This window comes from Bradyrhizobium sp. U87765 SZCCT0048 (genome assembly GCF_018131225.1).
GTDB lineage: Bacteria > Pseudomonadota > Alphaproteobacteria > Rhizobiales > Xanthobacteraceae > Bradyrhizobium_A.
In genome coordinates, this window is sequence record NZ_JAFCMM010000001.1 from 409,505 (window position 1) to 436,005 (window position 26,501).

The following is a 26,501-nucleotide window of genomic DNA, read 5'->3' on the forward strand; positions in this document are numbered from 1 at the left end:
GCCCACAGGGAAAAGCCTCGCTCAGGCGTCCCGGGGCTTGCCGACCAGAAAAATCGCCAGCGCGGCGACCGTCGCAACGGTGATGACCGCGCCGAGCGCGACGGGCACGGGCAACGGCAGCGCCGCCGTGACGCTGACCCCGATCGCGGCGCCAGCCATCTGCAGAAAGCCGACCAGCGCCGAAGCCAGACCCGCCCGCTCGCCAAACGGCGACAGCGTCAGCGCGGTGCCGAGCGGGCTGACGATTCCCATCCCAAACAGGAACACGATGACCGGCAGCAGATAGGACAGCAGCGACCGGTCGACCATCTGCGCCACCAGCAGCGCGACGCCGCCGGCCGCGGCACATATGAGGCCGAGCAGCAGCGCGCCGCGCAAGCCGAGACGCCCGGCAAGCCTTGGCGCCAGCATGCCTGCGGCAAACACCACGAACACCGTCGCGGCGAAAAAGGCTCCCAGCGCCAGCGGCGGAAAACCGAGCCCCTCGATCAGGATCGCCGGCGATGCCGAGAACATCGCGAACAGCGCCCCCATGATCAGCCCCACCGTCAGGCCCGGCGCGATGAAGCGACGGTCCGCCACAAGCCCGGCATAGGCGATAGCGATATGCACCGGGTCGAGCGGCAGCCGGACGCCGTCATGGGTCTCGCCGAAGGTGCGGCCATACAGCACGGCGATCACGGCGGCGAACAACGCGACGGCCGCGAACGCCGACGGCCAGCCGAACACCTGTTCGAGCAGCCCGCCAACCAGTGGCGAAAAACCGGGAGCCGCCGCGGTCGCGACCATGATGAAGGCCAGCGCCCGCGCCAGCGCGGTGCCCTCCATCAGGTCCCGCGCGATCGCCCGCGCCAGCACCGAGGCGGCGCAGGCGCCGAGCGCCTGCACGGCCCGCCCCGCCAGCAACGTCGGCAGATCGGTGGCGATCCCGCAGATCGCGCTGCCGGCGATGAACACCACGAGACCGCCCAGCACCAGACCGCGGCGGCCGAACCGGTCGGACAGCGGCCCCGCTGCCAGCTGGCCGACGGCGAACACCGCCAGGAACACGCTGATCGTACTGGCGACCGCGGGCGTCGGCACGGCGAAGCTGCGGGCAAGGCTCGGCAGCGACGGCAGCAGGATACTGGTGGCGAGCGTACCGAGGGCTGCGAGCCCGGCAAGGATCAGGACCTGCGACAGCGCCGCCCCGGCCTGTGCCGGCGTCGCAGCAGCCCGCTTCGGCCCGATCCCGATCTCCTGCTCCATTGTCTTCCGCCCTTCCCATGCTGACAAAACCGTCAAATCATATGATGGATATCATGTAAAATGATGCCGCACCATGCGGAACTGCATGCATGGCCCGCGCGCTTTCAAGCATTTGCATGTTTCGCGCCGCAGCCGCTTCGCGCTAGGCTTCGCCGACAGTTGCCAGCGAGGAGAACAAGACCATGGGCAAGCCAACCGCGATCGTCGTCGGCGTCGGGGCTGAACTGGGCGTCGGCGCCGCCGTCTGCCGCCGCTTCGCCGCCGAGGGCTATCACCTGCTCGCCGCCGGCCGCACCGCCGACAAGCTGCAGCGCGTCGTGGACACCATCCGCAACGCCGGCGGCAGCGCCGAGGCGGTCGTCGCCGACGCCACCGTGGAAGGCGACGTGATCCGGCTGTTCGACCACGCCATGGCGCTCGGCACGACGTTCGAGGCGCCCGACGCGGTCGTCTTCAACGCCGGCATCAACCGCCATATCGAGTTTCGCACGGTGACGGCGCAGCAGTTCGAGGAGTTCTGGCGTGTGTGCTGCTTCGGCGGCTTTCTGGTCGGACGCGAGGCGGCACGCCGCCTCGTGCCGCTCGGCCGCGGCACGGTGATCTTCACCGGCGCCTCCGCCAGCCTGCGCGGCAAGCCGGGCTTCGCCCAGTTCGCGGCGGCCAAGGCGGGCCTGCGCATGATCTCGCAGAGCATGGCGCGCGACTACGGCAAGGATGGGCTGCACGTCGCCCATGTGGTGGTCGATGGCGGCGTCGACGGCGAACGGCTGCGTTCGCGCAATCCCAACATCGCGACCGAGCGTGGCGAGAACGGCCTGCTCAATGTCGACGCCATCGCCGAAACCTACTGGCAGCTTCACCGCCAGCACCGCTCGGCCTGGACGCAGGAGATCGACCTGCGCCCGTTCAAGGAGACCTTCTAGGGCGCAACAGGGGCGGCTCAGGCCGCCCGCGCCTGCTGCGCCAGGATCTCCTCCTCGACATCGCGCAACTGGTCCTTGCCGAAGAACATCTCGTCGCCGACGAAGAATGTCGGCGAGCCGAACGCACCGCGGTTCACCGCATCCTGCGTCACCTCCAGCAGCCTCGTTTTGACGTCCGCGTCCTGCGCGCGGGCGATGAGACGGTCGGCGTCGAGCCCCGAGGCGATGAACGCCTCCCGCAGCACCTGGGGATCATCCATCTTCTTGGGCTCCTCCCACATGTGATGATAGGCGGCGCGAACGTAGGGCTCGAACACGCCTTCGAACTGCGCCGCCACCGCGCCGCGCATCAGCATCAGCGTGTTGACCGGAAAGAACGGGTTGGAGCGGAAGCGCGTCAGGCCGTGGCGATGCACGAAGCGCTCGGTCTCGCGCTGCATGTGCTCGGGCTTGTTGCGGACGCCGCGCAGGTAGTCGGCCGGCGAACTGTTGTTGGTAAGCTTGTAGATGCCGCCGAGCAGCACCGGCACATAGGCGAACTTGACGCCCGTACGGGCTTCGATGGCCGGGATCACCTGCGCGGCGAGATAGGCATTGGGGCTGCCGAAATCGAACTGGAATTCCACCTGCGGCGCCATCGCCGTCCTCCCTGTCGCCTGCATGTCCGCCCGTGTCATCCGGCTGCACCGATTGATGACTTGGCAACGATATAGTTCTAAAAAGGAACTTTATAGAGGAGCGCCTCGTTGCGCAAGGTCGGGACTGGGGAGGAACGTGCTGCGGTGGCGTCCGGCCATGCACGCCGCGCCGACGTCAATGCCGTTTTGGAATGGCGAGACGGTAAATCTTTGCTATGTGTAAGACACATGACATCGGCGCTGCGAATGGCCGGGGAGGATCTGCGATGAAGTGGGACGCACTCGAGGACGAGGCGTGCTCGATGGCCCGGACGCTCGCCGTGATCGGCGACCGCTGGAGTGTCCTCGTTCTGCGCGAATGCTTCCTCCGCGTCCGCCGCTTCGAGGAATTTCAGACCAACCTCGGCATCACCCGCCACCTGCTCGCCGACCGGCTGAAGAAGCTGGTGCGCTTCGGCGTGCTGCGCCGCGTGCCTTACCAGACCAATCCCAAGCGCCACGAATACATCCTCACCCAGAAGGGCCTCGACCTCTATCCGATCCTGATGGCGATCGTGCGCTGGGGTGACATTCACATGGTCGACGAACGCGGCCGGCCGCTGCTCTATGAACACAAGACCTGCGGCAAGTTCTTCGAGCCGGTGATGATCTGCTCGGAATGCGGCGAGCCGCTGCACGCCAAGGAAGTTCACACCCATCCGGGCCCCGGCGCGGCGACCGCGGATCCGAAGTCCGTGGCTGCCCGCGCGACACGCCGCAGGCTGTCGTCGGACGCAGCCTGACGGCCGCGCCCCCGCTTCACCACTTCTCGCCGAACGGCCGGATCTCGTGCTCGAAGGTCCAGGCGTCGCGCGGCTGCTGGTAGAGCTGCCAGTAGGCTTCAGCCACCGCCGCCGGCCGCATCAGGCGGTTGGGGTCGATGTTTTTTGCCGCTTCCGCGCCCTCGCGCGTGCCGATGAGTTGACGCACCCACTCGGTGTCGACGCTGGCGTCGATGATGAGATGGGCGACATGGATGTTCTTCGGCCCGAGCTCCCGCGCCATCGACTGCGCCACCGCGCGCAGGCCGAACTTGGCGCTGGCAAAGGCGGCGAAGCCGACGCCGCCACGCAGGCTGGCCGTGGCGCCGGTGAAGAAGATCGCGCCGCGACCGCGCGGCACCATCGCACGGGCCGCCTCGCGCCCGGTCAGGAAACCCGAGTAGCAGGCCATCTCCCAGACCTTGCGGAACACCCGTTCGGTGGTGTCGAGGATCGGAAAGTTGACGTTGGCGCCGATGTTGAAGATGCAGGCCTCGAGCGGCGCGTGGGCATCGGCATCGGCGATGAAGCTGACGACCTCCTCCTCCTTGCGCGCATCGAGCGAACGCCCGAACACGGTGCCACCGGCGTCCTCGATCTCCTTGATCAGCGGCGCCAGCTTGTCGCCGTTCCGCCGCCCGGCGAAGACGGCAAACCCTTCCGCCGCGAACTTCTTGGCGATCTCGCCGCCGATGAAGTCGCCCGCACCGACCACTGCCACCGTTGCCTGCCGCTTGGCCACGCCAACCTCCCTTGCATCTGGATGCGACGAGCGGTCGCGCCGTGACGCGCTCCGCTCCCGCACTTCGTCCCCGAACATAAAGTTCTATTTTAGAACTTGTCAATCCGCAGGCCGGCCACGAAGCGCCCTGCAGCCCCGAGAAGCTGCGACCTGATCGGTGGCCTCAGGCGCCGGCCGGCTGCTCGCGCTGCCGCCGCGCCTCGTAGGCTTTCAAATGCGTCCGGACGATCGGCAGGAGCGTGGTCGCCACACCGGCCTTGTCGCCGCGACGCAACAGGTCGCCGATGATCTGGTCGGCCTCGATCCGCGCGCCGCGCTCGATGTCGCGCAGCATCGAGGCCATGATCGGCGAACCGGCCGCGGTGAACATGGCGCGCGAGCGTTCGAGCGCACCGGCGCGCGGCGCAAAGCCATGGGCCGCGGCAATGCGCGCGCACTCGTCGAGCACGGTGACGGTCAGGTCGGCGCCACCGGCGGCGACAATATCGCCGATCGCGGCCCGCATCAGGCTGGTCATACCGGCGCCGGTGGCGATGAACACCCACTTCTCCCACATGTCCTGCAGGATGGCGCTGCTCGGCTGCGCAACGAAGGTCGCCCCCGACAACAGCTTCGTCACCGCCTCCACCCGTTCCGACAGGCCACCGCCCTGCTCGCCGAATGTGACGCTGTGCATGTCGTTGAAATGCACGACATGGCCGGCATCATCGAGGGTCGCCGAGATCACGCACTGCCCGCCGAGCACCCGCTCCGCACCGAACCGGGCGTTGAGAGCGTCGAGGTGAGCCATGCCGTTCAGCAGCGGCAGGATCATGGTCGTCGGTCCGACGGCCGGTGCGAAGGCGTCCATGGCGCTGTCGAGATCGTAGGCCTTGCAGCTCAGCAGCACGAGATCATACGGCCCGCCAATGCGATCGGCCGTCACCAGCGGCGGATGGGGCAAGGTGATGTCGCCGGCGGGGCTCTTCACGACAAGGCCCTGTCGCAACTGTTCCGCACGGCGCGGCCGCACCAGGAACGTGACGTCGCGCCCCGCCTCGAGCAGGCGCGCCCCGAAATAACCACCGAGGGCACCGGCCCCAATCACCAGAACACGCATCGTGAATCTCCCACCGATCGATCATGGGCGGCGCGGAACACAGGGCCCCGGCCGCGACGCCGGGATCATCACGGCCCCCGCTCCGCGCGGCAAGTTCCAAAACAGCATGACTGCCAGATCGGCGGCCGGCGCGCGGTCATCGGAACAGCGCTGTCGGCGCCCCCTGACGCACACAACGCCGCCCTGACACCGCGCCGAATCAGGCTATCACCGCACCGACCCATCTCAGACCACGGGAGATCCTGATGATCCATGCTCGCCCGACGCCAGTGTGCGCGCTCCCAACCGGAACGGTGCGCATGCGAGTGCGGCTCGCCGCCGTTTGCGCGGGCGCGGCCCTGATGATGGCCTCCGCAGCCCATGGTGCCGGCGCCGTGTACCAGGAGCCGCCGGACAGCGACTTCCGGCTCGGCCAGCGCATCAAGGTCGACGACGGCACCTGTCCCGCGGGTCAGATCAAGGAAGTCACCGCGTCCAAGCTCTCGCCCGAAGGCATTGTGCGCACGCGCGCCTGCGTCAAGCGCTAGAGAAGCCCACATCCGAAGGTCGCGAGGGGGCGCCGGCGCGCGTCTGATCGCCCCGAGTGGGGCAAACGGGCCTCGCCAAAGTCATATGCATGCGAAAACCGGAACGCCCCGGTCCGGCTGAAAGCTACTGACCGTAGAGACAGGCCATGGTCGGCTTCGCCATCCGCGTCATGACGATGTCGATCTGATTTTCCTTCGCGGCCGGCAACCAGGTCCTGTCGATGGTGGGCACCCCGGTCTCGCTGATGCCGTACAGCAGCGCATCACGAACCTCGGCGTCGTCGACCATCGCCACCGCCTGCCTGTACAGACAATCGCACACCGCCTCGGGGCGCAGCGAGCGCTTGATCATGTAGGGCGCGCAGAGGCGGATGAACTCGCCGCGCGGGTCCGGCATGTGCGAGAACGAATGCGATTGCGCGTGGGCTGCTCCGACGAACGCCATCGCAAGGCCGGCCAGTGTGGCGAGGATTTTGTCCGTCATCGGTGTCGGGGCGCGGCCGCGCGGGCTCGCATCGGAGGGAATCAGCGGGCTGAGGCCGGCGCGGTCGCGACGTCGGGAGCGATCGGCGAGCCGATATAGGCGAAGGCGCCCGCACCGGGAATCGCGTCCCGGGCGACGGAGACGTCGCGCGCCGGCACGCCCAGCACGAACGCGATGGCAAGACTGAAGCTCAGGGCGCGCATGGCGTGTCTCCGGCGACGGTTTCGCGGTTTGGTCGCGGCACCCGGCAGGAAGGTTCAACTCACCACCCGCCGGGCGCGCCGCTCAGCATCGGTTAACCCCTTGCGCCGAAACCGGGAAAATTATGCGCCAGCGGCGCCGAAACCCTCCGCGGCCCGAAACTTCTGTAACAGTCGTGCGTTAGTTGAGGCCTCGCCCGCGAGGACCAGATCCCACGCCCCCGTCGCGCCCGCCCCGCTGCCCGCATCACCGCGGCTGCGAGGGTATTGGATGCCGACCGGGGGACGCCGGACCACCAGGAGGAAATGCCGTGGCAGACGAAACAACGTTCGGCCACTCCAAAGGCGAACGGACCACCCCTGATCGGCGGCCCGACCGGGCAGCGCCGCAGATGGCGTCGCAGCCCTCGCCGTTCCTTCACAGCAGCAACGTGTCGGTCCCGCAAACCCTGCTTCGCCTGACCGGCAGCTACAATCCCGTGCCGCCGCCGTCTTCCTGGCGCAAACAGCAGCGCCAGCCGGATGCCGCGTAGTGATGATCGCGCCAGATCAGATATTTATCTCAATTTTCTAACCTTCCACGTGATACACTTCACTCAATTGCTGAAGAAGTCCGCACACTTCTGAATGGCGTCACCCGCGCCCCAGGGCATGACCGGAACCGACGATGTCGAGTTCTTCGGCGACCCCTCGATCAGCCGGTCTGAATAGACCATGTAGACCAGCACGTTCCGCTTGGTGTCGCAGCCCCGCACGATCTGCATCTTCTTGAAGAACAGCGAGCGCCGCTGGCGGAACATGTCGTCCCCCTGCTGGAACTTGGCCTTGAAGCGGATCGGACCGATCTGGCGGCAAGCCAGCGAGATATCGGACACTTCTTCGGCGACGCCGAGCCAGCCCTTGATCCCGCCCTTTTCCGGAACGGTGAAATGGCAGGCCACCCCTTCGATCTCCGGGTCGTCCACCCCGTAGGTCGCGAGCTTGTCGTTCGGGGTCAACCACTTGAAGACCGTGGAGCGGCGGAAGATGAGGTCCGGCTCGTCAGAGGCGTGGGCGGCTGCCCCGAACAGCGTGGCGGCGCAGATCGCGGCGAGCACCCCCGCCCGCAAGCCGCCGGCGAGACGGCGCAGCAGGACCTTGCTGACAAACGGCATTGAAATTCACTCCTAGAACAACACGCTCCGCCCCCGATGTAGGATCGCGGAACTGTGATGGGAAGCCTGACCGCAGGCGCAAATTTTCCGGCCGGCGTATTGGTGCCGGAAGATTTTGGTTAATTTTTACCTGACAATCTTTGCCCGAGCAGCGGAGCTCACTCTGGTGAACCATTCCGCGTCTTGCGACACTCATAGCGGAACCAACCGGGAATCATTGTGAGCAGTCATAAGATTCAATTCTTGGCCGTCCTGCGTAGGCAGTGTGCAATGACATCCATTTCGATGACATCCATTTCGACGACATCTCATTCGGGCCGACCGTCGGCGATGCTTCTCGCAGTGTGCCTCGGCGGCGCGCTGATGCTGCCGGGACCGGCAGCCGCCTACCAGATCATCTGGCCCAACCAGACCTTCGAACAAGCCGACCCGCAGCAGGCGCCTCCCGCGGCGCCGCGCAGGCGGGCGGCGCGCCCGAGCTATCCCAAGATGGCCGATGCGCCGAAGGACCTCGTGAAGCCGCGTGGGCCGGTGATCATCGCTATCTCGATCGACAAGCAGCATCTGAAGATTTACGACGCCAACGGCTTGTTCGCCGAGTCGCCTGTTTCCACGGGCGTGCGCGGACACGCAACGCCGATGGGCGTGTTCAGCATCATCCAGAAGAACAAATGGCACCGCTCGAACCTCTACAGCGACGCGCCGATGCCTTACATGCAGCGCATCACCTGGTCCGGCGTCGCCCTGCACGCCGGCGTGGTGCCCGGCCATCCGGCGTCTCATGGCTGCATCCGCATGCCGATGGCCTTCGCCACCAAGCTGTGGGCATGGACGAGGCTCGGTGCCCGGGTGATCGTCGCTCCCGGCGACGTGGCACCGGAGAACATCAGCCACCCGGCCCTGTTCACCCATGCGCCGGATGCCTCCGCATCGGCAACGCCGGTCGACAAGGCGGCCGACGCGCCCCCCGCGAAGCCGGACAAGGCCGCAGAGGCCACCTCAGAGTCATCGTCGGCAGTGGCCGATCTGCGGCTCGTCCCCAAGCATGACGATGTGCCGATGACCGCGGGCGCGCCCGCCGCGGCAAGCAGCGAGCGCATTCGCCTCGCCAATGCGGACGCAGCCCTGGCGCCCGCAGGCCCCATCGCCCCCCCGACCCGCACCGACGCCCGTCCTGCCGAGGCGATCGGGTCCGCGCCGCTGCCCGCGCTGGCCGGCGACAGCGGCGTGAACGCGGCGGCGCCGCAAATCCCGGCCGATCAGGCCCAGACCCCTGCGAAGGATCCGCCCGACGCAGCGTCCGACACCAAGGCGCCTGCCGTCGGCGCGACCAAGGACACCGCGGCGAAGCCGCAGGCACCTGTTGCGGCGGCTCCCCCCAAGCGCAGCGGTCACATCGCCGTGCTGATCAGCCGCAAGGAAAACCGCCTCTATGTCCGGCAGAATTTCGAACCGCTGTTCGACGTGCCGGTGACGATCGCGCAGAACGACCGCCCGCTCGGCACGCATGTGTTCACGGCCCGGGCGGACAGCGACGCGCCCGGCACATTCCGCTGGTCCGTGACGTCCCTGCCCGCACGCAAGGTCGCGACCGATGACGCCACACCGCACCGCCGTCGCGTCGCCGCGTCGACGGTCGAGCCGCTGCCGCCGGTGACACCGGCCGAGGCACTGGACCGCCTGGCCCTTCCCGAAGACGCCATGATGCGGATCGCCGCGGCCATCGCGCCGGGCGGCTCGATCATCGTCTCCGACCAGGGACTGGGTGGCGAGACGGGCCTCGGCACCGACTTTATCGTGCCGCTGCGCTGAGAGGCCGATGGCTGGCCCGTGACGGACGGCGCGCGGCCGGTCGCCTCGCGCACCGTCATGGGGTAGAAGTCGGGCGCCATGGATACCGCCACAAAGCCCGCTTCCGTCCCGCCCCCGGCCCGCGACGCGCTCGCGCGCCTGACTTGGTTCGGCCCGCGCTACGGATTTGCCGCGATCCTGCTGGCGCTGGCGGGCTCGTTCTTCGTGTTCGGCTACGCCTCGGCGTACTGGCGCAATGCCGACATGGACTTCATGGTCATCTACAACGCCCTTGCCCTCAATGATGGCCGGCCGCAGCTCTATTTCGACCATCCGGCCTATCTCACCATCCTGTCGGTCAAGGTCTGGTTTCAACTGCTCCATGCACTCGGATGGCTCGACGCCTGGACGCTGTCCGCGATCCCGCCGGCGACCGACCGCGCCGCATTCGATGCCGCGATGCAGGCAGCGGTCCGTGCCGGGCGGGTGCTCGCCCTCCTCACCGCGACCGGCTGCGTGGCGATCTTTCATGCCCTGATCCGGCGGATCGTCCGCGACTGGCAGGTCGCGCTGCTCGCCACGCTGGCCTTCGCATTCTCCGGCGGCGTCGCCGTGCATTTGCGCATCCTGCGCAGCGAACTGATCGCCGCCTTCGGCATGGTGTTCGCCCTGATGCTGCTGATCGTGGTCGGCCGCCGCAGCGCGACATGGCGTCCGCTGGCGATCGCGCTGGCGGCGGCCAGTTGCGTGCTCGGCCTCGAGAACAAGGTGCATGCGGTCCTGTTGATCGCCGCACTTCCGGCGTTGCTGCTGCCGTTCGGCTCGGCCGAAAGCGCCAGCCGTGGACCGTGGATCCGCCCTGTCGGATGGCTCCTTGCCGCAGGCGCGGTGCTGCTGGCGGTGCTTGCCGCCGGCACCGCGAAACCGCTGATCGTCGCCGGCCTCGCGCCGCAGGCGCTGGCCGACGCAGGCTTGCGCCCGATCGGATCACCCGGCACCTACCAGAGTGTCCTGCTGCTGTGGATCCTGGCAGGCATGGCCACCTACGCCATGGTGTGGCGTGTCAGCGTCCCTGAGACCATCGCAGCGATGGCCGCTGCGCTCGGCGGCGCCGCGCTGGGGCTGCTTGCGCTGAACGTCTCCTACAACATCGGCGACGTCGTCGCGGTGATGAATCCGCTGGAACGCATGCTGAGCTTCGCCGATCCGGAGACTGCAACGGCCACCGCCGGTGGCGTCACCGGCATCGTCCGGCTGCTGTTCGAAGGCATCGGAATGGTGCTGGCGCGGCTGACTTTCGTTCTCCACGCCTCCGCCCGGCCGACCGTGTTTCTCACCTGGCTGATCATTCCAGGCATCGTCTACGCATGGCGCCGCGGCGAACGGCAAACCGCCGTCCAGGCCCTGCTGCTGCTGCTCGCCGCCATCGGCATCGATGCGCTCGGCATCCGCCGCGGGCTGAAGACCGAATATTTCATCTTCACCGATCCGCTGATCATCCTCGCCGGCGCAGTCCTGCTCGACCGCCTTGACGAGATCCGAACCTGGCGTCTGGCCTTTCCGGTCGGCGCGGCCTTGTGCGCCATCCATTTCGTGCTCGCTCACGCCGAGCCCGTGCACTACATGACCAAGCAGCGCGGGCCTGAAGAGATCTGCCTGTGGAACAAGTCCTACATGCCGCTGCTGCCTCTGCCGTGGTGCCCCGAGCCGCCACCCCGGACATAACGCCCTGTTGATCCGGACCATGGCGCAAATCAGATAGGGTCGCAGGCCATGGCCGTTACGGGGAGCGCATCATGATCCACCGCAGACACGTCCTGATGATGCTCGGCGCTGGTGTTGCGGGCGCAGCCAGCTCTGGTGCCCGCGCCGAGACCGCACCCGCGCTCAGCCGGATCACCGCCTACGGCTTCGCGTTCACCGGCCTCGGCGGCAAGGATATCCGCCTGTCCGACTATGCCGGCCGGCCGGTGCTGGTCGTCAACACCGCCTCGCTGTGTGGCTACACGCCGCAATATACCGGGCTGCAGCAGCTGTGGACCGAGTTTCAAGCGCAGGGGCTGATGGTGATCGGCGTGCCATCGAACGATTTCGGCAGCCAGGAGCCCGGCGGCGCGGACGAGATCGACCGCACCGCGCATGCGCAGTATGGCGTGACCTTTCCGATCACCGCGAAGACGGTGGTGCGCGGCCCGGCCGCGCACCCGTTCTATCGCTGGGCCGCGGCGGAGCGGCCGAAGGAGGTTCCGGCCTGGAACTTCCACAAGTACCTTCTGGGACGGGATGGCTACATCGCCGACGTCTTCGCCAGCGCCGTCGAGCCGACCGACACCCGCGTCAAGACCGCGATTGGCCGGGCGCTGACCTCTGCGTGATCGACCGCGCTGAGGCCTTCATCACCCCCTCGCCTGAAGCCGCCTGCCGACCCCGTGCGGGCGCATTCTCCACCCGGTCGGCCCTCCGTGGCCACCGTGGCGACTCAGTCGCGCCTACACTAGGATGACGCCTGCGGCAATGGAACCGCGGCACCACGGCAAGAAATCTTGCCGCAAGAACGGCGGGGAGTTCGATGCGGATCACGACCGGTTTGATGTTCGCAAGTGCTGTGTCGGCTTTGATGTTCACGGCGGCGGCTGCACAGACGCCCGCGCGTCCGGCCGCCGCGCCACAGACCGCGACGGCCGCTCCCGCCAGCCCGCCGGCCAGTGCCGACAAGACCGCCTGTGCCAATCCCGACGCGCTCGGTGTCGCCCGCGTGGTGCAGATCGACACCACCGGCGGCCCCGGCTTTGGTTTCGAACACTTCAAGCAGCTCGACTTCCTGCGCGACAAGGAGGTGGTGCTGACCTTCGACGATGGTCCCTGGCCCAACAACACGCCGGCCGTGCTCAAGGCACTCGCCGACGAATGCACCAAGGGGCTGTTCTTCCCGATCGGCAAGCACGCCACCTATCATCCGGAAATTCTCCGGCAGGTGCTGGCGCAAGGGCACACCGTCGGCGCCCACACCTGGTCGCATGCCGTCCTGACACGCAAGGGCATGACCGAACAGGCCGCGAAAGACGAAATCGAAAAAGGCTTCAGCGCCGTGCGCTGGGCGCTCGAGGCACCTCCCGCGCCATTCTTCCGCTTCCCGGCCCTGCAGCATCCGCCGGCAATGGTCACTTATCTCGGCCAGCGCAACATCGGCATCTGGTCCTGCGACGTCGACTCCTTTGACTTCAAGACCAGGAACGCCGATCAGGTCATCACCAACGTGATGACCAAGCTCGACAAGCTCGGCAAGGGCATCATCCTGATGCACGACTTCCAGAAGCACACCGCCGAGGCGCTGCCCACGCTACTGCGACGGCTGAAGGCTGGCGGATACAAGGTGGTGCAGATCAAGGCGAAGGGCGCCGTGCAGACCATTCCGAGCTATGATGAAGCTCTGGCCAAGGACACCAAGCTGCCGACCATCAGCAGCCGCCCCGTCTCGAGCGTCGTGCAAACCATCTCGGAGTAGATCTTGAACTGCCAGTTGCTCGCCGGATCGCCACGATGACCGTGTTGCGTATCGAAGGGTTTGTCATCGTGTCGGCCGACGGCATGCTGGCGAATGCCGACCGCGTCATGCCACAGACCCTGAAGTTTGCGGGCGATCAGCGCTTCTTCGATGCCGCGCTCGACGCCGCTGATCTCGTGGTGCACGGCCGCGACTCGTACGAGGATCAACCCAACTCGCCACGCCGGACCCGGATCGTCCTGACCCGGTCCGTCGCCGCGCTTGCCCCCGCACCGGACAATCCGAAGGCAACCCTTTGGAACCCGGCAGGCGCGCGCTTCGAGGAGGCCTGCGAGGCGGCGGGGGTCCGCGCCGGTACGGCCGCCATTATCGGCGGACCTGCCGTTTTTGCGATGTTCCTCCCGCGCTACGACACGTTCTGGCTGTCCGAAGCGCCTCAGGTCAGAATCCCCGGCGGCCTTGGTGCCTTCCCCGGGGTGCCCGAGCGCACGCCACACGACATCCTGCGCGCCGCGGGTCTTGCCCCGACCGACCGGCAAGTGCTCGATGTCGACGGCCCGGTGACGGTCACCGCATGGCGCAGGGAAAGCTGATCGCGAGTGCGCCTGATCGCCGGCAGGCAGCGCCCTCGCCGGATCAATGCTCGGCGTAGGCGATCCCGTCGCCACCACGGCGAGGATAGCCGACAATGATCAGCAGCGCTCCGATCAGCGACAGGTTCTTGAGGGCGTGCATCGTCTGGTTGACGCGCTCCGCTCCGGTCAGATCCCAGAAGTTATGATTGTAGAACGTCGCGACCATCACGAACATGATGAGAATGATGGCGAAAAATCGCGCGCCGAAATTCAGCGCGATCATCAACCCGCAGATGATTTCAATCGCCGAGGCCGAGATGGCGAGCTGCTGCGCGATCGGCATGCCCGTGAGGCTTTCGAGCTGGGTGGTGTAGGCCGTCAGCGCTGCCGGAATAGCCACCTTGGTGGCGATGTCCTGGGCCGTCGCCGCCAGGTCGACCAGGTTCGAGACGCCTGAGAAAACAAACAGCACTGCAAAAAGAATACGCCCGATCGCGACAATTCCAGACATGCCAGGCCCCATTCGACGGTAACGACCACGGGGCGATCCCCGGGGAGCGCTCATGAGTCTCCCGGTCGCCGGCAACGAGTATGACCCGAGCCGGCGACTTGTCCAATGTCCGGATACAGGGAGCGTCGCGGCCTTACGCGAACAGGTTCGGCTGCTGCCGGGTGGCCTTTTCCTGAGCCTCGACCACGGCGACTGCCGTCATGTTGAGAACGCCGCGCGCCGTCACCGAAGGGGTGAGGATATGAGCGGGGCGCGCCGGACCGATCAGGATCGGGCCGACCGGCAGCGCGTCGCCGATCATCTTGATCATCTGGTAGGCGATGTTGGCCGCATCGAGGTTCGGCATGATCAGGACGTTGGCGACCCCTTCGAGCCGCGAATGCGGCAGGATGTTCGCGCGCGCGAGCTGGGACAGGGCGGAATCGCCCTGCATCTCGCCGTCCGCCTCGATTTCCGGATGGGACTGCGCCAGGAGCCGCGTCGCCTCGCGCATCTTGCGCGAGGACTCGCTGTCGTAGCTGCCGAAGTCCGAATGCGACAGGAACGCGATCTTCGGCTTGAGGCCGAAGCGCTGGACGTGCTCGGCGGCCTGCGCCGCCATCTCCGCCAGCTCCTGGGCGCTGGGGTTGAGCCGCACCTGGGTGTCGGCGATGAAATACGGCCCCTTGCTCGTGATCATCAGCGCCAGCGCCGAACAGTCGTCCGCCCCCGGGCAGAAACCGATGATCTCGCGGATGTGCCGCAGGTGGCTCATGTAGCGGCCCTCGACGCCGCAGATCATGGCGTCCGCCTCACCGCGCATCACCGACAGCGCCGCGATCACGGTGTTGTTGGTGCGCACCAGCGTACGGGCTGCGTCAGGCGTGATGCCGCGCCGACCCGCGACATCGATGTAGCTCTGGACATAGGAGCGATAGCGCGGATCGTCCTCCGGATTGACGAGATGGAAGTCCTTGCCGGCACGGATCGCCAGACCGAAGCGCTCGATGCGGGCCGCGACGACGGACGGCCGTCCCACCAGGATCGGCAGCGCCAGCTTCTCCTCCAGCACCACCTGGGTGGCGCGCAGGATGCGCTCGTCCTCGCCCTCGGCATAGATCACCCGGACCGGCTGGGTCTTCGCCTTGGCGAACACGGGCTTCATGATCAGGCCGGAGCGGAACGTGAAACGCTCGAGCTGTTCGACATACTCGTCGAAATTCGTGATCGGCCGGGTGGCGACCCCCGATTCCATGGCGGCCTTGGCGACCGCAGGCGCGATCCGCAGAATGAGGCGCGGATCGAACGGGCTCGGGATCAGCGAGCCCGGACCGAAGCCCTGGGCCTCGCCGGCGTCGGACGAGCGCGCCACGACATCGGACGGCGCCTCGCGCGCGAGCTGCGCAATGGCGTCGACGGCGGCACGCTTCATTTCCTCATTGATCGCGGTCGCGCCGACATCGAGGGCGCCGCGGAAAATGAACGGGAAACAGAGGACGTTGTTGACCTGGTTCGGGAAGTCCGAGCGGCCGGTGCAGATCATCGCGTCCGGGCGCACCGCGCGGACGTCGTCCGGCATGATCTCCGGGGTCGGGTTGGCGAGCGCCAGCACCAGCGGCTTCTCGGCCATCTGGGCGACCATCTCGCGGCTCAGCACGTTCGGGCCGGACAGGCCGAGGAAAATGTCGGCGCCACCAATGACGTCGCCGAGGGTCCGCTTATCGGTTTTTTGGGCGTAGACCGCCTTCCAGCGGTCCATGTTCTCGTTACGGCCGACATGCACGAGGCCGTCAATGTCGTTGACCCAGACGTTCTCGCGCCTGGCGCCCATCCACACCAGCAGATTGAGGCAGGCGAGCGCGGCGGCGCCCGCGCCGGCGGTGACGATCTTGACGTCCTCGAGCTTCTTGCCGTTCAGCGCCAGCGCGTTGCGCACCGCCGCGGCGACGATGATCGCGGTGCCATGCTGGTCGTCATGGAACACCGGGATCTTCATGCGCTCCTTGAGCTGGGCCTCGATCTCGAAGCACTCGGGCGCACGGATGTCTTCCAGGTTGATGCCGCCGAAGGTCGGCTCCAGCGCGGCCACCGTCTCCACGACACGGTCGACGGTGTTGGCGGCGATCTCGATATCGAAGACGTCGATGTTGGCGAATTTCTTGAAGAGAACCGCCTTGCCTTCCATCACCGGCTTGGAGGCCAGCGGACCGATGTTGCCAAGGCCGAGCACCGCGGTGCCGTTCGACACCACCGCCACCAGATTGGAGCGGATGGTCAGCGTCGCGGCCTCGCCGGGATCCTCGGCAATGACCTGGCAGGCCGCAGCCACGCCCGGCGAATAGGCCAGCGCAAGGTCACGCTGGTTCGCCAGCGGCTTGATCGGCTGGATTTCGAACTTTCCTGGCCGCGGCAGGCGGTGATACGCAAGAGCTGCCGAACGGAGATCTTCAGAATTAGACGACGACATTCAAGTTCCTCCGAAGCTCTTCGTCCTGCGCCAATACCAGTTCACTGCCATCTTCTGGAGACGACGAGCCATCGACGGCCCGTCGCCACCGTTCGTCAAACCTGCTTCACGTTTGCCGAAAGCTGCCCCGTGTGGCGGACGTCAGTCCTGGGGCAGATTGAGCCGAATATGCAGCTCACGCAACTGCTTCGGTGTGACCTCCGAGGGCGCGCCCATCAACAGATCTTCAGCGCGCTGATTCATCGGGAAGAGCGAGATCTCGCGCAGGTTGTTCGTGCCGCACAGCAGCATGACAATGCGATCGACGCCCGCCGCCATGCCGCCATGGGGCGGCGCGCCGTACTGGAAGGCGCGATACATGCCGCCGAAGCGCGCGATCACTTCCTCCTCGCCATGGCCGGCGATGCCGAACGCCTTGACCATCGCCTCGGGGCGATGGTTGCGGATACCACCGGACGCGATCTCATAGCCGTTGCAGGCGATGTCGTACTGGAACGCCTTGATGGTGAGCGGATCCTGGGTCTCCAGCGCCTCCAGCCCGCCCTGCGGCATCGAGAACGGGTTGTGGGCAAACTCGACGATCTTTTCGTCCTCGTTGTACTCGTACATCGGGAAGTCGACGATCCAGGCGAGCTCGAAACGCTCCTTGTCGATGAGGTTGAGCTCCTCGCCGACTTTCATGCGGGCCAGGCCCGCGAACTTCCAGAACTTCTGGGGATCGCCGGCGACGAAGAACGCCGCATCACCGTCCTTCAGGCCGAGCGCCTCGCGGATCGCCGCCGTTCGCTCCGGACCGATGTTGTTGGCGAGCGGACCGGCGCCCTCGCCGCCCTCACGCCACATGATGTAGCCGAGGCCCGGCTGGCCCTCGCCCTGCGCCCAGGAATTCATGCGGTCGCAGAACGCGCGCGAGCCACCGCCCGGCCCGGGGATCGCCCAGACCTGGTTCTTGGCGTCCTCGAGCATGCGCGCGAACACCTTGAAGCCGGAGCCGCGGAAATGCTCCGAGACATCCTGCATCACCAGCGGGTTGCGCAGGTCCGGCTTGTCCGAGCCGTACTTGCGCAGCGCCTCGGCGAACGGGATGCGCGGCCAGTTCTTGCTGACCGGCTTGCCCTTGGCGAATTCCTCGAACACGCCTGTGATCACAGGCTCCATGGTCGCGAACACGTCGTCCTGGGTCACGAAGCTCATTTCGAGGTCGAGCTGGTAGAACTCGCCCGGCAGCCGGTCGGCGCGGGGGTCCTCGTCGCGGAAGCACGGCGCGATCTGGAAGTAGCGGTCGAAGCCCGACATCATCAGCAGTTGCTTGTACTGCTGCGGCGCCTGCGGGAGCGCGTAGAACTTGCCGGGGTGGATGCGGCTCGGCACCAGGAAGTCGCGCGCGCCTTCCGGCGACGACGCGGTCAGGATCGGCGTCTGGAATTCGAAGAAGCCGGAGTCCTTCATCCGCCGGCGCATCGAGTCGATGATGGCGCCGCGGGTCATGATGTTCTGATGCAGCCGCTCACGGCGCAGGTCCAGGAAGCGATACTTGAGGCGGATGTCCTCGGGATAGTCCTGATCGCCGAACACCGGGAGCGGCAATTCGCCCGCCGGGCCCAGCACCTCGATCTCGGTCACGAAGATCTCGACATCGCCGGTGGCGAGTTCAGGGTTCTCTGTTCCACCCGGGCGGCGGCGGACCCGGCCGTCGATCCGGACCACCCACTCCGACCGCAGTTTCTCGGCGTCCTTGAACGCCGGCGAATCGGGGTCGGCGACACACTGGGTCAGGCCGTAATGGTCGCGCAGGTCGATGAACAGGACGCCGCCATGATCGCGGATGCGATGGCACCAACCCGACAGGCGCACGGTCTCGTCGATGTGGCTGGCGCGGAGCGCGCCGCAGGTGTGGGAACGATAGCGGTGCATGGACATCCTGAAAACACGTCGAGCTTGAGGAATCTGCCTTATTTTGAGCGACCGGGTTTACCCGAGCCCGCCCCGCCGGGCAACCAAGGAGGGCCGGTTTTGGCCCCCAATGTTGTCTCGCAAACGCGAAAAGGCTCGAAAAAACAACACTGTCATCTGAAGAAATCGGGGCGACAAGCCGTCCAAGAACGGTTATGCAGCGTGTTCATGAAGCTGATTACCACGACCGCCGACCTGGACGCAGCCTGCGCCCGCCTCGCCGAGCACCCCGTCATCACCGTCGACACCGAGTTTCTCCGGGAGACGACATACTATCCCCTGCTCTGCGTCATCCAGATGGCGAGCCCGGCGGAGGCCGTTGTCATCGATACCCTCGCCGAGGGGATCGACCTCGCCTCGTTCTTCGCCCTGATGGGCAACGAGCAGGTGCTGAAGGTCTTCCACGCCGCCCGCCAGGACATCGAAATCGTCTGGCATCGCGCCGGCATCGTTCCCCATCCGGTGTTCGATACCCAGGTCGCCGCCATGGTGCTGGGCTATGGCGACAGCATCGCCTACGACGCACTGGTCGAGCGCATCACCGGCCACCGCCCGGACAAGACCCATCGCTTCACCGACTGGTCGCGCCGGCCGCTGACCGAGGATCAGCTCCACTACGCCATTTCCGACGTCACCCACCTGCGCGAGGTGTTTGCGGCGCTCGACGCCGACCTCAAGAAGCGCGGCCGCAGCGACTGGGTCAGCGAGGAGATGGAAATCCTGACCTCGCCCAAGACCTACGACTTCCACCCCGAGCGGGCGTGGGAGCGCCTCAAGACGCGTGTGCGCAAGCCCAAGGAACTCGCAGTGCTGATGGAAGTGGCGGCCTGGCGCGAGCAGGAGGCCCAGGATCGCGACGTGCCGCGCTCGCGCGTGCTCAAGGACGATGCCATCGGCGACATCGCCACCCATGCCCCGACCACCATCGAGCGCCTCGCTAACCTGCGCTCGCTGCCGAAGGGCTTCGAGCGCTCCAAGTGGGGGCAGGACATCCTCGCGGCCGTGCAGCGCGGCCTCGCCCGCGACCCGCACAGCCTGCCGAAGCTGGAGAAGCCGCGCAGCAACGCCAACACCTCGGCGATCGTCGAACTGCTCAAGGTGCTGCTGCGCATGACCTCGGAACGCCATGGGGTCGCTTCCAAGGTGCTCGCGACCGTGGACGATCTCGAGCAGATCGCCGGCGACGACAAGGCCGACGTCGCGGCCCTGCACGGCTGGCGGCGGGAACTGTTCGGCGAGGCCGCGCTCGACCTCAAGCACGGCCGCCTGTCACTGGCGATCGACCGCGGCCGCGTGGTGCAGATCCAGCGCGACGGCGCGCGCTGACCGCAAAAGCGCGCGATCCACAACCAGACGCCCACGCGTCTCGTCGCCTTGCGGCTGCGACGATCAGCGCTTGATGATGGCTCCGGAACGGCCAAGCAGCCGCGCCAGTTGCTTGAAGCGATTGCTGACGCGGTCGGCGGCGAGATCAGCAATGCGATGATCAAGCACGAGCTGCAGCTTGCGGCCCACCGTCCGGAAACGTGTGGCTGGCAGCACGCCCGGCTGCGCCGCCGAAATCAGGTGCCCGACCCGGAAGATCGCCGCCAGCAGTCGCGCACGTTCGAGCATGTGGGCTGTCACCAGCGCCCGCACGCTCTCTGGCGCCTCATTCTCTTCGTTCAGTCCGGCGTAGCGATAGTAGATCGCGAGCGCGAGGAAAGCGCGGTCCTGATGACTGATCGCCCCGAAGTGACCATTGATCACCTGGTCCATGCTCTGCTCACCGCGATGGTCGGGGTGCGCCCGCCAGCCGATGTCCGACAGCAGGCAGCCGACGTGACGCAACCGCCGCTCCTCCTCGGTCTCCCTGACCTTGGCGACGCGGATCAACCGGTCGCTCCAGGCGATCAGATCGTCGGCATGACGGGGCGAGCGTGACCTCAGCAGATTGAGGGTCCGCGCCGCGGCAACGAGACCGTCCTGGCTGCGCTCGTCGCCGGGCAGCTTCTCGTAGAGCAAGCCCTCACGCACGCCATAGGTCGAGAACACGATCGCCTTGGGCCTGGCAATGCGCAGGATGTATTCGAGCACGAGCGCGGCGTAGGTCAGCAGCGGGCGCCGCGCATCGGCGACCGTCTCGATGTCGGCGAGCGTACCAGCGGCCGCAAGACGCCGCAGGCGCCGCACGAAGGCGAGCGCCTCGGTCGCGGGAATGGTGTAGCCGTGCATGACGCGAAGGGGATAGCCGCTCTGGATGATATGGATGCGAGCCAGCGCACGCCAGGTGCCGCCGACGGCATAGAAGGTCCGGCCGTGGCCGGACGTCAGCTGGGCGATACCGGACAGTTCGGCCTTGACGATCCGCTCCGCGCGCTTCAGCGACTTCTGAGAGATGTCCTGCAGCGCAAGACCTCCAAGCGGCAGCGTCTGACCACTGCCGACACGACTGCCGCGCACGTCGATCAATTCCAGCGAACCACCACCGAGATCGCCAACGATTCCGTCAGGTCGATACACGCCCGAGATCACGCCGAGCGCGGACAACCGCGCCTCGCGCGGTCCCGACAGGATTTCGATCCGCGCACCACAGATGCGCTCGGCTTCCGCGATGAATTCCGGGCCGTTAGTGGCGTCGCGGCATGCCGCAGTGGCGATCGCGTGGACCCGACCGACCTTCATCACGCGGCACAGCGCGCGGAAACGGCGCAGCGACGACAGCGCCTTCTGCACGGCATCGGCCGCGAGCAGTCCCGTGGTCTGCACCTCCCGACCAAGGCCGCACAACGTCTTTTCGTTGAAGACCGGCGCGAGATTGCGCGTCATGTCCTCGTAGACGACGAGCCGAACGGAGTTCGAGCCGATGTCGATGACAGCGACGCTCTGCGCGATCTTGCGCGCGCGGGAACCCGACACCCGGCTACGACGACTGTGATTGACGGTCCGGGCGGCGCGTGAGGCGGCGTGGCGAAGATTCTTTGAGCGACTTTCCACGGCCTGACAGACTCGGATTCGTCATGAAGTAGTTGTGGACGTTGAAAGACTCCTCGCCTTTCGCGGCCTTCATACGCGTTGACGATCCATCGGGCAACAACTGCCAGCTCTGCTGGTTGTCCTTGAGGTTCGCTACCATGATCTGTTCGAGAACCTGTTGATGCACCGTCGGATTCTGCAGCGGACACAGCACTTCGACGCGACGGTCGAGATTGCGCGGCATCATGTCGGCTGACGAGATATACACAACTGCTTTGGGCGACGGCAGTCCGTACCCCATGCCGAAACAGTAGATGCGGCCGTGTTCCAGGAAGCGGCCGATGATCGACTTGACGCGGATGTTCTCCGACAGGCCGGGAACTCCGGGCCTCAGGCAGCAGATGCCGCGCACGACGAGATCGATCGATACGCCCGCCTGGGACGCCTCATACAGCGCGTCGATGATGTCGGGATCGACCAGCGAGTTCATCTTCATCCAGATCGCGGCGGGCTTGCCGTGACGCGCGTGGCTGATCTCGTCGGCGATGTGCTGCAGGATTCGCTTGCGCAGCGTCAGCGGCGACACCGCCATCTTCTCGATGTCGATCGGCTCGGCATAGCCGGTGATGTAATTGAATACGCGCGCACCATCGCGCGCGATCACCGGATCGGACGTGAAATACGACAGGTCGGTATAGATGCGCGCGGTGACCGGGTGATAGTTGCCGGTGCCGACATGGACATAGCTGGTCAGGCTGCCGCCCTCGCGCCGCACCACCAGCGACAGCTTGGCATGGGTCTTGAGTTCGATGAAGCCGTAGACCACCTGGACGCCGGCGCGCTCGAGATCGCGCGCCCATCGGATGTTGGCCTCCTCGTCGAAACGCGCCTTGAGTTCGATCAGCGCCGTCACTGACTTTCCGGCCTCCGCCGCTTCGACCAGCGTCTTGACGATCGGCGAGTTGCTGGAGGTGCGATAGAGCGTCTGCTTGATCGCGACCACGTCGGGATCGCGCGCCGCCTGCTGCAGGAACTGGACGACGACGTCGAACGACTCATAGGGATGATGGACGACGAGATCCTTCTGGCGGATCGCGGCGAAGATGTCGCCACCATGATCGCGCACCCGCTCCGGGTGACGCGGCACGTAGGGCGGGAATTCGAGGTCCGGACGATCCAGCCGCGTCAGTTGCGACAGCTCGTTCATCGCCAGCGCGCCGTCGACCAGGAACACCTCGTCGTCGGCGGTCGCCAGCGCATGCTGCACGAAGCCGCGCAGCTCCTCCGGCATCGATGCCTCGATCTCGAGCCGGATCACCGATCCGCGGCGGCGGCGCTTGAGCGCGGTCTCGAACACGCGCACGAGATCTTCCGCCTCTTCCTCGATTTCGATCTCGGAGTCGCGGATGACACGGAATGCGCCCTGCCCCTTCACGGTGTAGCCGGGGAAGAGGCGGCCGATGAACAGACTGGTCGCCTGCTCCAGCGACATCAGGCGGATCGAGCCATCCTTGCCGCCAGGCAGACGAATGAAGCGATCGATCTTGCCGGGCATGCGGATCAGCGCGTTCATCACCTTGCCGTCGGAGCTGCGCGCCAGATGCAGCGCGATCGAGAAGCCCAGGCTCGGGATGAACGGAAACGGATGCGCCGGATCGATCGCCAGCGGCGTCAGCAGCGGGAAGATGTTGTGGAGGAAGTGGTCCTCGATCCAGTTGCGCTCGGACTTGGTGACATCCTTGCCGTCGATCAGCTGAATGCCGGCCCCCCCGAGGATGACGCGCAGGTCGCGCCAGATCGCCTGCTGGTCGGAGGCGAGCTTGGAGACGGTCTCATTGACCCGCGCGAGCTGCTCGGACGGCGTGAGGCCGTCGGGGCTCCGCTCGGCGATACCTTCACGGATCTGCGCCTTGATGCCGGCGACCCGGACCATGAAGAATTCGTCGAGGTTGTTGGCCGAAATCGACAGGAAGCGAACCCGCTCCAGCACCGGGTGCGCCGGGTTGACGGCCTCCTCGAGCACGCGGCGATTGAAATGCAGCCAGGACAGCTCGCGGTTGATGAATCTTTCGGGACTCGATGCGATCGCCGGGCGGCTCACCTCGACTTCTGATTTTTCATTTAAATCAATAGCTTGTTCAGAATCCATGAGAAATCAGCCGATCGTGGGAGCTGGCAGCCGGGCCCGTTTGCGGCGGAGCATGGGCGAACCACATGACGTTTCAATGACATGATGAACCATGGCCCTTCGCCGTCAAGCACAACGGCCCTGGTTCGGGATCCGGTTCACTCCGGACGCGGCGCGATATCGTCGCGCAGGATCTCGGCGGCCAGCGCCCGCGTCACCGGCCGGCGCAGGCGCAGCGATTCCGCGTCCAGCAAGGCAACCGTCTCCAGCGCCGCGCCGACCGAGCGCTCGATCCGTGTCGCAAGGTACCCCACCACCGTTTCGTCGACGGTCATCTGACGGTCCGTACAGAACTTGACGATCAGCGCGCGGAACAGCTGGTCGTCCGGTGGCGTGATCGCAATCACCGGAACCGCGCGCAGCCGCGAATTAAGGTCCCGCAACCCGACGGCAAAGGTGGCTGGCGCGGCCCGCGCGGTCAGCAAAACGAAAGCGCCATGCTCCCGCGCCATGTTCATGAGGTGGAACATGGCGCGCTCGTCCATGGCCTCGGGCGCGAGATCCTCGACCACGACCGCCCCGGTGCTCAGCGTCGCCGGCACGGCGGCCTCGCTCAGCGTCCCCGCGGCCACGACCCTGGCGCCGGACCGCTCGGCCCAGATCGCCGCGAGGTGGCTCTTGCCGGTTCCCTCCGGCCCCGCCAGCAGCATGGTCCGGTTGGGCCAGTCGGGCCAGCTGTCGACGAGCGCGAGCGCCAGCTCGTTGCTCGGCCCTTCGAGGAAGTTGTCACGCGTCAGGCTCTCCCGGTGTGGCAGGGCGAACGCCAGCTGACGGGGTCGATCGGTAGGGCCTGCCACGCAACATCACTCCTTGCAGAACTCTCCAGAACCGAACGCACGGCTTCCGGATCACGCCGGCGGCCGTGGTCACGGAAGATTTGCTGAACCGCCAGAACCGGATCCCGGGCGCCGGACGAGACCTTCAAACCCGGCTCAGCGGGAGGACTCGATCTCGCTCATGTGACGCACCCAGTCCACGAGATAGAAGGACACCGAAAGCAGCGTCAAGATCGTGACGAGGCCCATCAGGATGATATCGAACGGCGACGGATTGAACTCAAATCCCAGCGCCGCCAGCACCAGCGCCGCAAAAGCGACCTGCGCCACGGTGTTGAGCTTGGACACCATCAGCGGCCGCATTTCGACCGGCTTGCCGAGCAGCCACGACACGATCACGGCGCCGACAATCATGATGTCGCGCGACACCACCAGGATGACGATCCAGCGCGGGATCGCGCCCCAGACCCCGAGCGCCACATAGATCGACACCAGCAGCGCCTTGTCGGCCAGCGGATCGAGCAGCGCGCCGATCTCGCTGGCCATGTTGAAGCGCTTGGCGAGAAAGCCATCGACTGCGTCGCTGAGCCCGGCGCACACGAACAGCGCAAAGGCAATCGTCATCTGGTTGGACGCGATCGCCCAGACGATGACCGGCACCAGCAGGATCCGGCCCAAAGTAATGATGTTTGGAAGCACGCGAGATCCTGGAGCGCCTGAATTGCGGGCATTGCCATCTTGATCGGTTCCAGCCGATCCGTTGTCAACACTGGAAATTCGCTGGGTTACGGGCAAGCATTGCGCCAGGACCAAATCTTACGTAACCACCGCGGAACATGACATCGCGGCGTGCCAGCCGTGCGGCAATCGGGCCCCCAAAGCATGAGCGAACAGAAGAGCAACCTCACTTACGCGGACGCCGGCGTCGACATCGATGCCGGGAACCGGCTCGTCGACATGATCAAGCCGCTGGTCCGGGCGACCGCCCGTGCCGGGGCCGAGGCGGAAATCGGCGGCTTCGGCGGCCTGTTCGACCTCAAGGCGGCCGGCTTCAAGGATCCGGTGCTGGTCGCCGCAACCGATGGTGTCGGCACCAAGGTCAAGATCGCTATCGACACCGGCCTGCACAGCGGCATCGGCATCGACCTTGTCGCAATGAGCGTCAACGACCTCGTCGTTCAGGGCGCTGAGCCGTTGTTTTTCCTCGATTATTTCGCCTGCGGCAAACTCGATCCGGACGCCACCGCCGCGATCATCTCGGGCGTGGCGCAGGGCTGCCGGGATTCTGGCTGCGCCCTGATCGGCGGCGAGACCGCCGAAATGCCAGGGCTCTACAAGGACGGCGACTACGATCTTGCCGGCTTTGCCGTCGGCGCCGCCGAGCGCGGCACGCTGCTCCCCCGTCCGGACATCGGTGCGGGTGACGTCGTCATTGGCCTTGCCTCCTCCGGCGTGCACTCCAACGGCTTCTCGCTCGTCCGCAAGATCGTGGAACTGTCCGGCCTGAGCTTCCAGTCCCCCGCCCCGTTTGCGCCCGCCCTGACTCTCGGCGGCGCGCTGCTGGCCCCCACCCGGCTCTATGTGAAGTCGTGCCTGGACGCGATCCGCAGCACCGGCGCGGTCAAGGGTCTCGCCCACATCACCGGCGGCGGCTTCACCGACAACATCCCGCGCGTCCTGCCCCAGCATCTCGGCGTGCGGATCGACCTCGCGGCGCTGCGTGTGCTGCCGGTGTTCAAGTGGCTGGCTCAGCAGGGCAACATCGCCGAACTCGAATTGCTGCGGACGTTCAATTGCGGCATCGGCATGATCGCGATCGTCAAGGCCGACGCCGTGACGGAGGTCGCTGAAATCCTCGAACGGCATGGCGAAAGCGTCGCCTTGCTCGGCGAGGTGATCGCGGCGCATGGCGACGAACGCGTCGTCTATGACGGCCATCTCGATCTCGCCCTGTAGCGCGACAGCACCGCGCCGCCGCCTCCGGAT

25 protein-coding genes are annotated in these 26,501 nt (G+C 66.4%); 11 read left to right on the top strand and 14 right to left on the bottom strand.

The features are described 5' to 3' along the window. Nucleotides 1-21: 21 nt before the first annotated feature. Nucleotides 22-1,248, bottom strand: a complete 1,227-nt coding sequence (locus tag JQ639_RS01705; protein ID WP_211969757.1) for a Bcr/CflA family efflux MFS transporter — start codon at nucleotides 1,246-1,248, stop codon at nucleotides 22-24. Between the two features lie 182 nt (nucleotides 1,249-1,430). Between JQ639_RS01705 and JQ639_RS01710 the strand changes: the two genes are divergently transcribed. Next, nucleotides 1,431-2,171, top strand: coding sequence for an SDR family NAD(P)-dependent oxidoreductase (locus tag JQ639_RS01710; RefSeq protein WP_211969756.1), 741 nt, complete (start codon nucleotides 1,431-1,433; stop codon nucleotides 2,169-2,171). Nucleotides 2,172-2,188: 17 nt separating this feature from the next. On the opposite strand, the gene JQ639_RS01715 is transcribed toward JQ639_RS01710, so the two are convergent. After that, nucleotides 2,189-2,809, bottom strand: a complete 621-nt coding sequence (locus JQ639_RS01715) for a 2-hydroxychromene-2-carboxylate isomerase (protein ID WP_211969755.1) — start codon at nucleotides 2,807-2,809, stop codon at nucleotides 2,189-2,191. Nucleotides 2,810-3,075: 266 nt separating this feature from the next. Here JQ639_RS01715 and JQ639_RS01720 point away from each other — a divergent pair, with 266 nt between their 5' ends. After that, nucleotides 3,076-3,591 carry a winged helix-turn-helix transcriptional regulator gene (locus tag JQ639_RS01720; RefSeq protein ID WP_211969754.1) on the top strand — a complete coding sequence of 172 codons (516 nt, stop codon included), beginning with the start codon at nucleotides 3,076-3,078 and terminating at the stop codon, nucleotides 3,589-3,591. A 16-nt stretch (nucleotides 3,592-3,607) separates the two neighbouring features. Here the strand turns inward: JQ639_RS01720 and JQ639_RS01725 are convergent, their stop codons facing one another. Together JQ639_RS01725 and panE are read right to left on the bottom strand one after the other, a co-directional pair. Beyond that, on the bottom strand, nucleotides 3,608-4,351 hold the full coding sequence (locus JQ639_RS01725; RefSeq protein ID WP_211969753.1) for an SDR family NAD(P)-dependent oxidoreductase: 744 nt from the start codon (nucleotides 4,349-4,351) through the stop codon (nucleotides 3,608-3,610). A 163-nt stretch (nucleotides 4,352-4,514) separates the two neighbouring features. Further along, nucleotides 4,515-5,450 (bottom strand): 2-dehydropantoate 2-reductase, encoded by a 936-nt coding sequence (panE, locus tag JQ639_RS01730; RefSeq protein ID WP_211969752.1) that lies wholly within the window; start codon nucleotides 5,448-5,450, stop codon nucleotides 4,515-4,517. Nucleotides 5,451-5,695: 245 nt separating this feature from the next. On the opposite strand from panE, the gene JQ639_RS01735 reads away from it, so the two are divergent. Further along, complete coding sequence (locus JQ639_RS01735; RefSeq protein WP_371745177.1) at nucleotides 5,696-5,977, top strand: DUF6719 family protein; 282 nt, start codon at nucleotides 5,696-5,698, stop codon at nucleotides 5,975-5,977. Nucleotides 5,978-6,101: 124 nt separating this feature from the next. Here the strand turns inward: JQ639_RS01735 and JQ639_RS01740 are convergent, their stop codons facing one another. Then, nucleotides 6,102-6,461, bottom strand: a complete 360-nt coding sequence (locus JQ639_RS01740) for a hypothetical protein (protein ID WP_249123584.1) — start codon at nucleotides 6,459-6,461, stop codon at nucleotides 6,102-6,104. A 41-nt stretch (nucleotides 6,462-6,502) separates the two neighbouring features. Next, nucleotides 6,503-6,664, bottom strand: a complete 162-nt coding sequence (locus JQ639_RS01745) for a hypothetical protein (protein WP_211969751.1) — start codon at nucleotides 6,662-6,664, stop codon at nucleotides 6,503-6,505. 308 nt (nucleotides 6,665-6,972) lie between these two features. Here JQ639_RS01745 and JQ639_RS01750 point away from each other — a divergent pair, with 308 nt between their 5' ends. Next, the gene (locus JQ639_RS01750; protein WP_211969750.1) at nucleotides 6,973-7,194 is read left to right on the top strand and encodes a hypothetical protein; all 222 of its coding nucleotides are present in this window, start codon (nucleotides 6,973-6,975) and stop codon (nucleotides 7,192-7,194) included. Between the two features lie 63 nt (nucleotides 7,195-7,257). On the opposite strand, the gene JQ639_RS01755 is transcribed toward JQ639_RS01750, so the two are convergent. Continuing rightward, entirely contained in the window at nucleotides 7,258-7,815 is a 558-nt protein-coding gene (locus JQ639_RS01755; RefSeq protein WP_211969749.1) for a CreA family protein, read from the bottom strand. 363 nt (nucleotides 7,816-8,178) lie between these two features. Here JQ639_RS01755 and JQ639_RS35160 point away from each other — a divergent pair, with 363 nt between their 5' ends. The 5 genes from JQ639_RS35160 (at nucleotide 8,179) to JQ639_RS01780 (ending at nucleotide 13,704) form a co-directional block, all read left to right on the top strand. After that, nucleotides 8,179-9,627 (top strand): L,D-transpeptidase, encoded by a 1,449-nt coding sequence (locus tag JQ639_RS35160; protein ID WP_249123583.1) that lies wholly within the window; start codon nucleotides 8,179-8,181, stop codon nucleotides 9,625-9,627. 78 nt (nucleotides 9,628-9,705) lie between these two features. After that, nucleotides 9,706-11,331 carry a hypothetical protein gene (locus JQ639_RS01765; RefSeq protein WP_211969748.1) on the top strand — a complete coding sequence of 542 codons (1,626 nt, stop codon included), beginning with the start codon at nucleotides 9,706-9,708 and terminating at the stop codon, nucleotides 11,329-11,331. Between the two features lie 71 nt (nucleotides 11,332-11,402). After that, nucleotides 11,403-11,981, top strand: coding sequence for a glutathione peroxidase (locus JQ639_RS01770; RefSeq protein WP_211969747.1), 579 nt, complete (start codon nucleotides 11,403-11,405; stop codon nucleotides 11,979-11,981). Nucleotides 11,982-12,175: 194 nt separating this feature from the next. Then, nucleotides 12,176-13,111, top strand: a complete 936-nt coding sequence (locus tag JQ639_RS01775) for a polysaccharide deacetylase family protein (RefSeq protein WP_211969746.1) — start codon at nucleotides 12,176-12,178, stop codon at nucleotides 13,109-13,111. A 35-nt stretch (nucleotides 13,112-13,146) separates the two neighbouring features. Then, entirely contained in the window at nucleotides 13,147-13,704 is a 558-nt protein-coding gene (locus JQ639_RS01780) for a dihydrofolate reductase family protein (RefSeq protein ID WP_211969745.1), read from the top strand. A 43-nt stretch (nucleotides 13,705-13,747) separates the two neighbouring features. On the opposite strand, the gene JQ639_RS01785 is transcribed toward JQ639_RS01780, so the two are convergent. From JQ639_RS01785 to aspS, 3 genes are all read right to left on the bottom strand, one after another. Further along, complete coding sequence (locus tag JQ639_RS01785) at nucleotides 13,748-14,197, bottom strand: DoxX family protein (RefSeq protein WP_211969878.1); 450 nt, start codon at nucleotides 14,195-14,197, stop codon at nucleotides 13,748-13,750. 133 nt (nucleotides 14,198-14,330) lie between these two features. Then, nucleotides 14,331-16,643 (bottom strand): NADP-dependent malic enzyme, encoded by a 2,313-nt coding sequence (locus tag JQ639_RS01790; protein ID WP_211969744.1) that lies wholly within the window; start codon nucleotides 16,641-16,643, stop codon nucleotides 14,331-14,333. A 141-nt stretch (nucleotides 16,644-16,784) separates the two neighbouring features. Then, a complete protein-coding gene (aspS, locus tag JQ639_RS01795; RefSeq protein ID WP_211969743.1) occupies nucleotides 16,785-18,557 on the bottom strand; it encodes an aspartate--tRNA ligase in 1,773 nt (590 codons plus the stop codon). A gap of 207 nt (nucleotides 18,558-18,764) precedes the next feature. Between aspS and rnd the strand changes: the two genes are divergently transcribed. Beyond that, the gene (rnd, locus tag JQ639_RS01800) at nucleotides 18,765-19,922 is read left to right on the top strand and encodes a ribonuclease D (RefSeq protein WP_211969742.1); all 1,158 of its coding nucleotides are present in this window, start codon (nucleotides 18,765-18,767) and stop codon (nucleotides 19,920-19,922) included. 63 nt (nucleotides 19,923-19,985) lie between these two features. Here the strand turns inward: rnd and ppx are convergent, their stop codons facing one another. From ppx to JQ639_RS01820, 4 genes are all read right to left on the bottom strand, one after another. Continuing rightward, entirely contained in the window at nucleotides 19,986-21,494 is a 1,509-nt protein-coding gene (gene ppx, locus JQ639_RS01805; RefSeq protein WP_349644683.1) for an exopolyphosphatase, read from the bottom strand. Nucleotides 21,495-21,498: 4 nt separating this feature from the next. Then, nucleotides 21,499-23,700 (bottom strand): RNA degradosome polyphosphate kinase, encoded by a 2,202-nt coding sequence (locus JQ639_RS01810; protein ID WP_211969740.1) that lies wholly within the window; start codon nucleotides 23,698-23,700, stop codon nucleotides 21,499-21,501. A gap of 137 nt (nucleotides 23,701-23,837) precedes the next feature. Then, on the bottom strand, nucleotides 23,838-24,536 hold the full coding sequence (locus JQ639_RS01815; protein ID WP_211969739.1) for a P-loop NTPase family protein: 699 nt from the start codon (nucleotides 24,534-24,536) through the stop codon (nucleotides 23,838-23,840). A 135-nt stretch (nucleotides 24,537-24,671) separates the two neighbouring features. After that, a complete protein-coding gene (locus JQ639_RS01820) occupies nucleotides 24,672-25,214 on the bottom strand; it encodes a CDP-alcohol phosphatidyltransferase family protein (protein WP_349644682.1) in 543 nt (180 codons plus the stop codon). Between the two features lie 183 nt (nucleotides 25,215-25,397). Between JQ639_RS01820 and purM the strand changes: the two genes are divergently transcribed. Beyond that, complete coding sequence (gene purM / locus JQ639_RS01825; RefSeq protein ID WP_211969738.1) at nucleotides 25,398-26,471, top strand: phosphoribosylformylglycinamidine cyclo-ligase; 1,074 nt, start codon at nucleotides 25,398-25,400, stop codon at nucleotides 26,469-26,471. Nucleotides 26,472-26,501: the final 30 nt, after the last annotated feature.

What these genes read in the sequence shown, in the direction of transcription:
- JQ639_RS01710 (WP_211969756.1), top strand. Translation starts at nt 1,431, where the DNA reads ATGGGCAAGCCAACCGCGATCGTCGTCGGCGTCGGGGCTGAACTGGGC.
- JQ639_RS01715 (WP_211969755.1), bottom strand. Translation starts at nt 2,809, where the DNA reads ATGGCGCCGCAGGTGGAATTCCAGTTCGATTTCGGCAGCCCCAATGCC.
- JQ639_RS01720 (WP_211969754.1), top strand. Translation starts at nt 3,076, where the DNA reads ATGAAGTGGGACGCACTCGAGGACGAGGCGTGCTCGATGGCCCGGACG.
- JQ639_RS01745 (WP_211969751.1), bottom strand. Translation starts at nt 6,664, where the DNA reads ATGCGCGCCCTGAGCTTCAGTCTTGCCATCGCGTTCGTGCTGGGCGTG.
- rnd (WP_211969742.1), top strand. Translation starts at nt 18,765, where the DNA reads ATGAAGCTGATTACCACGACCGCCGACCTGGACGCAGCCTGCGCCCGC.
- JQ639_RS01790 (WP_211969744.1), bottom strand. Translation starts at nt 16,643, where the DNA reads ATGTCGTCGTCTAATTCTGAAGATCTCCGTTCGGCAGCTCTTGCGTAT.
- JQ639_RS01735 (WP_371745177.1), top strand. Translation starts at nt 5,696, where the DNA reads ATGATCCATGCTCGCCCGACGCCAGTGTGCGCGCTCCCAACCGGAACG.
- panE (WP_211969752.1), bottom strand. Translation starts at nt 5,450, where the DNA reads ATGCGTGTTCTGGTGATTGGGGCCGGTGCCCTCGGTGGTTATTTCGGG.
- JQ639_RS01765 (WP_211969748.1), top strand. Translation starts at nt 9,706, where the DNA reads ATGGATACCGCCACAAAGCCCGCTTCCGTCCCGCCCCCGGCCCGCGAC.
- JQ639_RS01775 (WP_211969746.1), top strand. Translation starts at nt 12,176, where the DNA reads ATGCGGATCACGACCGGTTTGATGTTCGCAAGTGCTGTGTCGGCTTTG.
- JQ639_RS01810 (WP_211969740.1), bottom strand. Translation starts at nt 23,700, where the DNA reads ATGGATTCTGAACAAGCTATTGATTTAAATGAAAAATCAGAAGTCGAG.
- aspS (WP_211969743.1), bottom strand. Translation starts at nt 18,557, where the DNA reads ATGCACCGCTATCGTTCCCACACCTGCGGCGCGCTCCGCGCCAGCCAC.
- JQ639_RS01755 (WP_211969749.1), bottom strand. Translation starts at nt 7,815, where the DNA reads ATGCCGTTTGTCAGCAAGGTCCTGCTGCGCCGTCTCGCCGGCGGCTTG.
- JQ639_RS01785 (WP_211969878.1), bottom strand. Translation starts at nt 14,197, where the DNA reads ATGTCTGGAATTGTCGCGATCGGGCGTATTCTTTTTGCAGTGCTGTTT.
- JQ639_RS01780 (WP_211969745.1), top strand. Translation starts at nt 13,147, where the DNA reads ATGACCGTGTTGCGTATCGAAGGGTTTGTCATCGTGTCGGCCGACGGC.
- JQ639_RS01740 (WP_249123584.1), bottom strand. Translation starts at nt 6,461, where the DNA reads ATGACGGACAAAATCCTCGCCACACTGGCCGGCCTTGCGATGGCGTTC.
- JQ639_RS01770 (WP_211969747.1), top strand. Translation starts at nt 11,403, where the DNA reads ATGATCCACCGCAGACACGTCCTGATGATGCTCGGCGCTGGTGTTGCG.
- purM (WP_211969738.1), top strand. Translation starts at nt 25,398, where the DNA reads ATGAGCGAACAGAAGAGCAACCTCACTTACGCGGACGCCGGCGTCGAC.
- JQ639_RS01705 (WP_211969757.1), bottom strand. Translation starts at nt 1,248, where the DNA reads ATGGAGCAGGAGATCGGGATCGGGCCGAAGCGGGCTGCTGCGACGCCG.
- JQ639_RS35160 (WP_249123583.1), top strand. Translation starts at nt 8,179, where the DNA reads ATGCTGCCGGGACCGGCAGCCGCCTACCAGATCATCTGGCCCAACCAG.